Genomic DNA, 10,950 nt, shown 5'->3' with positions numbered 1-10,950 from the left:
GCACTGTAAAGACATGACGTTTGATAAGTCTGAGTATAACCACGTTTATGAAATTTAGGAGTTCCCGCCTGATGAACCTGGCGGAATAGCTTCCAAGCAGTCTTGTAGTTTTTGATAGCATTGGCCTTCATCAGGCTGTCAAAGTCCGGATGGTTGAGCCAACCATGAATATTAGAGATGGCAGTTGATGGCTTCTTTAGCCGTTCGGTCAAATCAGCGATTCGATCCAAGACAAGTGTAATGGGGATCTTCACTTGCTTTAACCAGAACAGGTCATTATTCATGCCGTTCATCTGGTTATAAATAAACCGACTGGCGTCACTGTTACGCTTGATCAACCATTTCTGTTCGGTTGAAGGAAAGATCCTAACCTTAACCCCATAATGATAGGGTAATTGCGCCATTGTTTTTGCCATAAACTACCACCTCCTCTCGCTTGACAGTATCATACCATATGAGCATACTACGCCCATAACAGAGCGTCTTATAATAATATTTATGGAGGTATCATATGAGCAATACCATTGAAAGGGAAATTCACGAACGAGGTTACGTTTACAACTTTCATTTTCACTTGATCTGGGTCACTAAATACCGACACGAAGCATTTACAACGCCAAAGTTAGTCGCTGAGATGACCGACATTTTAACAAAAATAGCCCGACTGAACGAAGTGACCATTGAGCAAATGAAAGTAATGCCTGACCATGTCCACTTACTACTGAGCTTTAAGCCCAAGTATGCCCCAACCAATGTCGTCAAGGCCTTCAAGGGTGGCTCGGCGCGGTTATTCTTTGAATTGCATCCCGAAATAAAGGCTCAAAAGTTATGGGGTGGACATCTTTGGTCACCTAGTTACTTCATGAGTACCCTGGGCGATATGAACAGGCAAACCGTAGAAGACTACATTGCTAATCATCGAAAGGTCTAGTGGCATTCATCCCTTGTTTGAAAGCAAGGGAATTCTGCCTAATTTATATTAAATATCCCGCGCTAAAAGTAAAACGTCTCTTTCCAGTACTGTTCATTCTAAAGAAATTTTGTTTTAGCAATAAATTCTACAAGAAATCAATCTATCACCTAGAAAAAGTAATCTCACAAAACGATTTAATTAACCTTTCTCAGTTTGGCTTTCCTACAGACTGGAAGCGTTACCTAATGTAAAATGACAAGTCAAAAACGCCCGGTAACAATCCTGCTGGACGTTTCGACTTGTCATTTTATTTTTTATTCTTCGTAACTCGAACTCTTCGCCAACGAAATCAAGTCGCCATTCACACTGACCCCATACGTTGGAATCGGCCCGCTGATGACGCTAACGAATGTCTTGTCGGCACTCAGGTCGATTTCCAAGACACTAGCCGCAATCTTCATCCGGTAAGTGAGTCGGCTGATTTCCTTTGGCAAATGATTGGCGAAGTGGACGACCTCATCTTGGACGTAGAACCCGGAGAAACCGGCCACTAACGCTAACCAGCTACCACCCAAGTTCGCTAGATGCAGGCCATCCGCCGTGTTCTTTTGCAGGTTGACCAGGTCCATGCGCGCCGTGTCCATAAAGTACTTGTACGCCTTTTCCGGATCGCCCATCCGCGCCGCCAAAATGCTAAAGATCGACCGCGACAGTGAGGAATCATGCGTCGTCACGCCCTCATAGTAGTCATACTCGCGCTTCAACTGATCGACCGACAAATCCTCTGGGAACAGGTAGTCCGCCAACAACGTGTCGGCCTGCTTTGCTACCTGATACCGGTAAATGGTCAGTGGGTGGTAGTGCAGCAACAACGGAAAGTTTTCCGGCGTCGACTTGTCTGCGGGCCAGCGGGGCTTACTTAAGAAACTATCGTCCTGCTCGTTGATCTGCAGGTCCGCGCTGTATGGCAGGTAAACGTGGTCGGCTAATTTCTGGAATTTCTCCAGGTCGGCCGGGCCAATGCCGAAGTCCGCCAGCTTGTTCGGGTAGCGTTGCCGAATCTCGTTCGCCAGGTAGCCGATCAACTCAAAGTTATGCTTAGCCAAGCGATTGGTATAGTAGTTGTTGTTGACCAGCGCCGTGTATTCATCGGGCCCGGTCACCGTGTGAAATTCAAACCGCGAGGACGCCCCGATTTGATGCCAAGCCCCGAAGTTTTCCCAGAAGCGCGCGGTTTCCAGCACCATTTCAAACCCACATTGCAAAATGAAGTCGAGATCCCGGGTGATTTCGTAGTACTTGCCGACCGCATAGGCGATATCGGCGTCGATGTGGTACTGCGCCGTCCCCGCTGGGAAGTACGCGGAGGCCTCTTCACCGTTGATGGTCCGCCAAGCAAACAGCGCCCCTTTGGTCACACCCATTTCACGCGCCCGTTCGCGGGCCTTAGGCAACGTCTGGTACCGGTAGTACAACAGTTGCCGGGCCATTGGCTGATTGGTATAGGTGAAGTAAGGCAACATATACATTTCGGTATCCCAGAAGTAGTGGCCCTCGTAGCCGGACCCGCTCAGCCCCTTGGCCGCAATGTTGGTCCGCCCGTCACGTCCAGCCGCTTGATTCAACTGGAAAATGTTGTAATGAATGGCCAGGTTGAGCTCGTCGTTGCCCCCAACCGTGACCTCACTACGGTGCCAAACACCCTGCCAGAAGTCACGACTGTCGGCGATCAACGCAGACAGTGAGCTAATCATAAACTGGGCAGCCGGGTCGATAGTATTCTGCTCGCCGACCTCACCCACGTAAGCTTCATATTCCAGCGTGTGGGCTTGGCGGTCACCCAAGTCGAGTGGTTGCTGCAACAATTTAGCATTGGGCGTCAACATCCCCAGGAATGCCGTCACCGCTTGCTTCGTGGTCCGCGTTTTCACGTGATATCGCTGGAGCCGCTGGTTAATGAACGCCGTCTCACAGACCGGTAAGCCCGCCATCCGGGTCTTCCGTGGATCGGCCGACGGAATGGCTTCGGCCTGAGCTGGCACAGCAATGGCCTTGCTGACGAGCAAACCACCGGCGTAATTGCCGGCAACGAAGCTGTAGCTGGCACCCCAAAAACTGGTCTGATTCTGACCGATCACGGATTTCACCGCCATCTGAATGGTCTCGCCCTGATGCGTCTTCAATTCATACTGCTCGTCTAAAGTCCCCGTGGTCAGGTCGAGGTCCACCGCCGTCCGGGTGCTCTCGCTGAAGCGGTGGCCGGTATTGGTCGCCACGTTCAAGTGCCGCAGGTCGGGCAAATTTAAAATCGTCTGGTGTTTCTGCGCGTACCCCACGCCGCCTTCCCCATACGTAATGGGGGCGGTTTCATAAAAGCCGTTGATCAGCGTGCCCGTGATTGGGTTACCGCTGATGGGGTCGTTGGCCCGCACGCCGAAGTGGCCGTTTGCCAGCGAGAAGACCGTCTCTAAATACTCCGGCTGTTGGTCAGAGACGTCCCGCAAAGTTAAATGATAATCTCGTAAAATCAATATAATCTCCCCCGTCTTCCATTATCCGCCGTGTCGCTTACGACTGTCGTAAACGCCACGACTTTTTCGTCCTACAAAATTCTTACTCTTAATAAACATAGTCACCTGCCAAATGGATTCGCCCTAACAGTGGCCCCAGTCTAAGGGAACCTACGTGAAATACCTACTGACTTCACCGTTCGGCCATGTTTGCGCGCACTAACTAAACAAACTGATGATAGCTTTCGGCTATTCCACTAAATACGATTGATTTCCTTCACTGACGTTATGCGGTTCTGTATCGACAGGTCAGCCAAAAATACTTTGGGTATTACACCACGTTGCCCTAAACCCACCATGTCAGCCGAGAGGTCGCCAGATATGGGCTCAGGCGCGTCGTTCTACTTAGTTGGCGTTTCTCGCCAGCTTAGTAGAAAACCAATCTTGAAGACTCGGCACTTGCGAGGCTTCAAGTTGCGTTCGCACCGTTCCAGCCCATATCTGGCGGCCGGTAAGGCGAAAGCACCGCCATGTTGCCACCCACCGTCATCAATCATAATCCCATTCAAGGGTTAAGGGACGCACCTAATCCATCAAAATTACCGAGGCACCATCCCAATTAAGCATAGCAACTCGCGCTGGACGGGCACCTCACTTAATTTTCCAAATGGCTCCCCGGTAAATCGAACATTGACCATGACATCTCTTCTATTCTGCAAGCTACCTAATCGTCCTTAACTTCAGTCAGTTACAGCAATCGAGCCGCCGTTGCCAGTGCATCTTCAACCGCTGGAACGTTCCCCGTGAAGTTCAGGAAGGCATGGCTGATGCCGCCATAGCAGAAGTAGTTGGCATCGTCATTGACCCGGCCGACCTGTTTGATGAAGGCCTCGTCCTGTAGCCGGAATGGATCGTACTCACCGACCAGCAACGTGGTGTTTCTGAAGCACTTCGGGTTGGCTAATAACGGCGACAGGAGTGGCGCCGTCAAATCAACCGGTTGATCCGCCACGTAGTAACCACTCATGATGGTATCGAGCTGTTCAAACAGCTGGTAACTCCGGTGCAGCGCGTCTCGTTGTTCCGGTACGATTTCAATGCTACCGTCGTCCCACAGCGGACCATTTAAATCAGACCCCTGAATCAACGTTGGGTAGAACAACAGGTGACTGTCAATCGCGCAAATGCCCATGGACCGGCAGAGTTGACTTACGGCTAAAGCGATGGAACCCCCGGCTGAATCCCCGCCGACTGAGATGTGGCGGTAGTCCTTGACCATCGCGGCCACGACCGCTAACCCGTCGAGAATTCCTGCTGGATAAGGTTGTTCCGGCGCCAACGCATAATCCACGTTATAGACCACGCAATTAGCTTGTTCGGCCACGAACTTCAAGGCCAGCAAAACATCTTCTGGCGTGCCCCCGTAGTAAGCGCCGCCGTGGAAATAGATCAATGCCTTATCCGCGGTCAAATGGTCCATCCGCGCAATACGGATGACCCGGACCCGCCGATTCATCGACACGATCTGTTGCATTTCAACCTTCATTTCAACGTGCGTTAAATCCTTTTGCCCGGACGTTTCAGTCCCCTGACGCAGGCTAAAGAGGTCGGTCGGTAACTGTGGATTCTCTTCGATCTCCGCAACCGTTTCCCAAACGAGTGGTTCGAACGTGTGCGCTGGGTCGCGGTCCTTGATCCAGCTGGTCACGCCATCCTCAACGCTCGTCACGCGCAGGCTCTGTAGCCGTCTGAGCTCGTCTTCATACCCCAATGATTGTTTCGTTGTCGTGTCATTCAACATCTCGATTACCCCTCTCAAGTTTTATTGCTGGCGCCAAAAGTGATCTAGGTGCCATAACTCGTCCAACCACCGTAATTGCTGGTCGAACCAGGTCGCAACGTCCGGTCGAATGAATTGCTCCCCAAAAGCCGGATCCGTCGCGTCATATTTAGTTGGAAAGGCTGTCACAGCACGAGCTAAACTCAGTCCGTGACGGCCGTGTGGATAAATCAATTTCGTAACGGGCACATTGGCCGCTGAGAGTGCCGCCGCGTAACGCTCGGTGTTCACGGCCGGCACCAGCTCGTCATCCGCCGTTGCCCACAGGAAGGTCGGCGGATTCTGCGACGTGACCAACAAGTCGGCCTCGTGATCCGCCCAGCCAGCCGTGATGGCCGCCAAAGCAGCGCGGTCAGCCGGCCACCCTAGTCGTAGGCCAATCACCGGGTAGGCTAGGGTCAACGCCGCCACCTTTAGCCGTTTTGCGGGCAGTTGCAGGGTCGCCGCCAGTTGCGGCCACAGATCCGCATACAGTGCGGCTAAATGACCCCCGGCGGAGAATCCCACCAGCAAAATGTGGTCGGCCGCGATCCCGTAAAACGCCGCACGCCGATGAAAGTCAGCGACCACGTGACCCAACTGATACAGCGCCGTTGGTAACACTGGCGGTTGATCCCGCAACCGGTAAGCCACAACGGCCACGGCAAAGCCTTGTGCCAAGTACTGCATCGCCACGATTTCATTTTCCCGGTCAGAACGGAATTCATAGCCGCCACCCGGTAAGATGATCACCAATGGTCGCCGCACCGACGTGTGAAAATCAGCGATGGCGGCCGGTTGGTAGAACGTGACGGGCACCGGATCAGCCGGCGTGCCCAACGTTAAGTTAAGCGTCCTCATGCTTCAAATGCTCATTTTCATCGTGGGTTTCCGGCGTAACGCCCTCTTTAGCATCTTGCAGGGCCTTTGCGGAAGCCAATTCATCTTCATCCAGCTTGTACATCTGGAGAATGACGACGATGACGACAGCTAAGGCAATCGGTAACCAAACGAAGTTAGAGCTGATGGCACCTAATGCCTTGGCTGATTGAACTTTTGCGGTGGCTTCGAATCCACCAAAGGTCAGAATCCAGCCAGACAACGCACCCCCGATACCCATACCAAGCTTGGCACCAACCATTGGCACGGAAGACAAGAAGCCGGGTTCGTCAATGTGGAGTTCGGAACGCGCGTATTCGATGGTGTCGGCAATCATAACGAAGGCAATGGAGAAAGCTGCCCCCATGGCGACCAAGGCGATAATGTTACCGGCAAAGAGCAGTGGTACGGAATTCATCCGCATCCCCAGTGGCATCAGCACTTCTCCAACGGCAAACAGCACCATGGCTAAGGCCAAAACATTCTTGTGTTTCATGAACTTACTTAAGAATGGAACGGAGACGTTCCCCAAAACAGCCACGATAACCAATCCGTTAAAGGCCCCAACTAATCCTGGACGACGGTAAACGTAGGTCAAGTAGTAGACCGCGGTCCCCATCCGCATTACCCAGAAGGTCTGTAACAGGATGAAACTGATACTCAAGAGGACCCAAGGCTTGTTTCTAAAGGCACCCTTTAAGGATTCCTTCACGGACAAATGTTCCTTGATCTCTGACTTCTGTTCACCATCATCCGTGGTTTCCGTTTCGGCAGCCGATTTTTCACGCAAGTTCAGGAAGGCCCCGATAAATAGCACGATGATCAGAATCCCAATGATGACACCCCAGATTGCCCAACCTTGACGGGCATTGCCGTTCCCTAATTTGGCAACCATCGGTAAGGAAATCCATCCAATTACGGCGGTCCCGATGTTGGTCATGACCATCCGGGCACTAGCTAAGTTCGTCCGTTCGTCGGGATCACTGGTCAGACTTGGCAGAATGGCCGTGATTGGCGTGTTCGCTCCGGAATAAACCAAACTAAACAGTGTGTAGATCACGGATACCCAGGCCATCTGAATGCCCTTGTTCCCGCCAAATGTCGGGTTGAAGAACAATAACATGGTCAAAATCCCTAAAGGAATCCCGAACCACAAGAAGTATGGCCGTGACTTCCCATACTTAGAGTGGGTGTGGTCAATCAAGTAGCCATAGAATAAGGCATCAAACGCATCAATGAACCGAACGACTAAGAATAATGTCCCCACGAAGGCTGGTGACAGCCCCAAGACCGTCGAGTAGTAGAACAACAGGTACAACCCAACAATTTGCCAGATCAAATTTCCGGCCATATCAGTGGACCCATAGAACATCCGCTGTTTCCATAGTTTCCAGTTACCCATGGTAAAAACCTCCCCCAAAATTTTGAATAGCTTATCTTGTAACCGCTTACATGTATAGCATACCGGACCGACTGTCTTCGGATAATCCCCCTTCTTTACCAGCAGCTTACCTTTTCTAACATCTTTCCCATCTAGCGTGATTCGTTACCAAAAATTGACAAACTAACCCGCGCTATCGACCTTATCATACCCGATAACTTTGGGGATAACTGATTTTGACCCTTAATTTGTAACTCCAACTAACTCATTGGAAACTAAATCTAACGAAGGGGTGGCTCTAACTTAGTCGCACTGCGGCGGCCAGGGATTCCGCCTGCTGTGGGGACGCTTCGGACTGTGGCGCGGTCCTCTCGCTCGCTTTGAAGCCACGAAGATCCCGTGTCTTCAAGGTCGCCCATCTTGGCAGCTAGCCATTGGCCAGCTGCCAAGATTACCACGGCTGGCTACATCCCTAGCTGCCTCCGGCTCACACTATTCTTTGCCATGAAAGACGTTAAGAACCGATACCCATGATAATCGATCATTTTTTTCGGGCAGTTTAATAGTTAACTTGTCAAAATGATGCGCACCAACATGAAACAATCCATATTGTTATCTCCTGGCAACCGTTTTTCATTAAATTTTAGGCAGGAAACCTGCGATTTTAATCGCGGGATGAATGCCAGAACTTAACACTTTCTAAAACGTATGTTCCCCATTTTGGACGGCTAAAAATGGTATACTTAGTCCAATCTTCAGGGGAGGTAGCTATTGACTAAGCTAGGACGAACGATTAAATTACGACTCTATCCAGACACCGAGCAGGCAGCGGAATTTTTAGCAATGAGTCGAGAATACCAACGATTGGCTAACATTGTCAGTCAATGGATCTTTGACCATGACTTCCCGTTAAGCTGGTTAAAAATCAATCATCGGCTGTACAAAGTTCTCAGGCAGGAATCACAGCTGAATAGTCAGATGGTCCAGTCTGTTTTTCGAACGGTCGTGGCCCGCTACAAAACTGTTCAGGCACAAATGAAACAACATCCTTACCGTTATAAGAATGAAAACAACAAGTGGATTCGAGTTCCCAGAGACCTGACCTGGTTGATGAAACCTATCCAGTTTTGTCGACCACAGGCGGATTTAGTTCGCCAGAGAAACTATTCTTTTGTGAATGAGATGACACAAGTTTCAATCACAACCTTAAGTAAGCGTACAAAGCTAGCTTTCACCGATAAAGGTTTTGAAGAATATTTCAGGGGTGATTGGAAGCTAGGCACTGCTAAACTAGTCCACAATCGCGGCAAGTGGTTCCTACACATTGGTATCACCAAGAAAATTGATGATTTTGACAAGCCGAGCTGCTCACAAGTTGTCGGTATTGACCGTGGTTTACGTTTTCTAGCAACAATTTACGATCACCTAGGCAAAACATGGTTCTTTGACGGTCGGAAAGCTTTACGCAAGCGAAAGAGGTTTTTAGAAGTCCGTCGGCAATTACAAAGTAAAGGATCCAAGTCTGCCAAGAAAAAACTGAAGCAACTAGCTCAACGAGAGAACCGCTGGATGACCGATACAAATCATCGGCTAGCTAAGACACTCGTTACGGCGTATGATTCGCATACTCTTTTTGTTTTAGAGGACTTAACTAACGTGACCTTCAACACTGATGATTTGCCTAAGTCCTTGCGTAGTAGCCATCGCTCCTGGTCTTTCTTCCAGTTGGAATCTTTTTTAACGTATAAGGCTCAAGAAGTCCAAAGTGCTGTCGTGAAAGTGAATCCAGCATTCACCTCACAACGCTGTCCTAAGTGTGGACTAGTTGAGAAAGCCAACCGCCATCACGAAACTCACGAATATTGGTGTGCCCAATGCCAGTATCGGTGTAACGATGACCGATTAGGAGCAATGAACATTGAGAAGCTCGGCCAAGAGTGGTTGAGTGGTATCAAGCGACCAAAGATTAAAAGGCTAACAGCTATTGGGTAGATCCTGATAGTTAAACGGGTAGCTGTCAATTACCCGACGATGTTGCCACTATGAGTAGGAGTGTCTTAACGGGCATGTTGGACTACTGTGTCGCCAGACACGTGAGCGACAAGCCTCTGAATTTATTCAGGGGCAGTTGACTGATCGTTATGCATCAAAAAAGTGTGAACCGCAAGCCGTTCACACTTTTGAAGTCTAACTCAATGGCGCAAACACCTGAAGACTGAAAACTTCTAAATACCAGCCGACAAATCACTTGTTTCTGAACACTATAGAACCTATATCTGGCAAGCTCTCAGCCTACATAATATCCCGCTACCAACTTAGGAAATAACCATAAGATCTGTTATTAGTTGGCCCGAAAAGACTAGTCGGCCTATAACTTTCAGCGGTTGTCATAGCGAAAAACAATCAGAGCCGGAGGAGGCCAGGAACGTAGTCAGCCGTGGAGGTGGTGTTAGCTGGTGATTCTTAAGCCAGCTAACACCACGAGCGACTTTGAAGACACGCGTTCTTCGTGGCTTCAAATCGAGCGAGAAGACTGGCGCTCTTCCAGTCTGAAGCGTCCCCACAGCAGGCGGAGTTTCTGGCAGCCGCAGTGCGGCCAGTTGACACTAGTTCTCCTGATGGCGTTTGTGCCGCCAGACTAAGGTGCCTAAGACGCCAGCCACTAACAACGCAAATGCTAGTGGGTGCGGTTCTACAGTGACTTCAACGTGTGGCGTATCGATTAATTTCATGATCTCACGAGTCCTTTCGGGGTGTCAGATACCGTTCCAGCCACTGGACGTAGTGCTGCTCGCGTTCGATGGCGTGGTCCAAGATCAAGTAGTGCCCGTACGCCTGGTCGATGGCCGCTTGGTCGGCAAAGACCGTTTCCTGGCGATGCAGGAGGTGCTGAAGCTGCCGTTGATGCAACAAAATCTGTTCTTGTAGCATCGGCTGTAAGCGTGGGTCATCGGCCGTCTTGATGAAGTACAATTTCAAAATGAATTCGTCCTTCAATGCCGTTAGTTCCGGTGACGGCTCGCCGATCCACGCGACCAACTTTTCGTGCCCGGCCGGGGTCAACTGGTACTGCTTCTTGGCAAGTTTTTCGCCGGTCATGGTCACCTCATGGGTGATGTCGCCGGTCTCCTCCAAGCGTTTAAGCAGCGGGTAGATCTGACTATGTTGGGCCTGCCAGAACTCCCCAATTTCATTGTCAAACGCCTTGGTGAGGTCGTAACCGGTCTGTGGCCGCTGATCCAACAAGCCTAAAATAATGTACTGTAGTCGATTTCGCTGACCGATGGTGACCGCCTCCTTTTCAGATACTGTTGTCTTCATTGAACCAGTTCCCACCAAAAACATCAAGAAAATTCTTGACAGTCAGTCGGTGAGCGGCTAAACTAATCAAGTAAAATAAAAACCACCCGTTGAACGGGTGGTTTTCTCGAGGGCTATAAGCCCTGGG

Annotated in this window: 9 protein-coding genes; 2 read left to right on the top strand and 7 right to left on the bottom strand. The window is 50.2% G+C overall.

From position 1 onward, the window contains the following. The coding region (locus FC99_RS14225; protein ID WP_338048194.1) for a helix-turn-helix domain-containing protein at window positions 1-416 on the bottom strand (416 nt) is incomplete at its 3' end. Between the two features lie 95 nt (window positions 417-511). Here FC99_RS14225 and tnpA point away from each other — a divergent pair. Continuing rightward, window positions 512-931 carry an IS200/IS605 family transposase gene (gene tnpA, locus FC99_RS09820; protein WP_048733194.1) on the top strand — a complete coding sequence of 140 codons (420 nt, stop codon included), beginning with the start codon at window positions 512-514 and terminating at the stop codon, window positions 929-931. Between the two features lie 296 nt (window positions 932-1,227). On the opposite strand, the gene FC99_RS09815 is transcribed toward tnpA, so the two are convergent. From FC99_RS09815 to FC99_RS09800, 4 genes are all read right to left on the bottom strand, one after another. After that, on the bottom strand, window positions 1,228-3,444 hold the full coding sequence (locus tag FC99_RS09815; protein WP_048733195.1) for a glycoside hydrolase family 65 protein: 2,217 nt from the start codon (window positions 3,442-3,444) through the stop codon (window positions 1,228-1,230). A gap of 727 nt (window positions 3,445-4,171) precedes the next feature. Continuing rightward, window positions 4,172-5,224 carry an alpha/beta hydrolase fold domain-containing protein gene (locus FC99_RS09810; RefSeq protein ID WP_048733197.1) on the bottom strand — a complete coding sequence of 351 codons (1,053 nt, stop codon included), beginning with the start codon at window positions 5,222-5,224 and terminating at the stop codon, window positions 4,172-4,174. A 21-nt stretch (window positions 5,225-5,245) separates the two neighbouring features. Further along, window positions 5,246-6,103, bottom strand: coding sequence for an alpha/beta hydrolase (locus tag FC99_RS09805; protein WP_048733198.1), 858 nt, complete (start codon window positions 6,101-6,103; stop codon window positions 5,246-5,248). Next, window positions 6,090-7,523 carry an MFS transporter gene (locus tag FC99_RS09800; RefSeq protein WP_048733199.1) on the bottom strand — a complete coding sequence of 478 codons (1,434 nt, stop codon included), beginning with the start codon at window positions 7,521-7,523 and terminating at the stop codon, window positions 6,090-6,092. Before FC99_RS09800 ends, FC99_RS09805 begins: the two co-directional genes overlap by 14 nt. A gap of 750 nt (window positions 7,524-8,273) precedes the next feature. Here FC99_RS09800 and FC99_RS09795 point away from each other — a divergent pair. Beyond that, window positions 8,274-9,494, top strand: a complete 1,221-nt coding sequence (locus tag FC99_RS09795) for an RNA-guided endonuclease InsQ/TnpB family protein (protein ID WP_048733200.1) — start codon at window positions 8,274-8,276, stop codon at window positions 9,492-9,494. A 614-nt stretch (window positions 9,495-10,108) separates the two neighbouring features. Here the strand turns inward: FC99_RS09795 and FC99_RS14370 are convergent. Then, window positions 10,109-10,234 (bottom strand): hypothetical protein, encoded by a 126-nt coding sequence (locus FC99_RS14370; protein WP_268872117.1) that lies wholly within the window; start codon window positions 10,232-10,234, stop codon window positions 10,109-10,111. Between the two features lie 4 nt (window positions 10,235-10,238). Further along, a complete protein-coding gene (locus FC99_RS09790) occupies window positions 10,239-10,787 on the bottom strand; it encodes a PadR family transcriptional regulator (RefSeq protein WP_048736297.1) in 549 nt (182 codons plus the stop codon). Window positions 10,788-10,950 lie beyond the last annotated feature (163 nt).

The sequence above is a fragment of the Levilactobacillus koreensis JCM 16448 genome, from assembly GCF_001435525.1.
GTDB lineage: Bacteria > Bacillota > Bacilli > Lactobacillales > Lactobacillaceae > Levilactobacillus > Levilactobacillus koreensis.
This window is presented reverse-complemented; position numbering and strand designations above follow the sequence as displayed.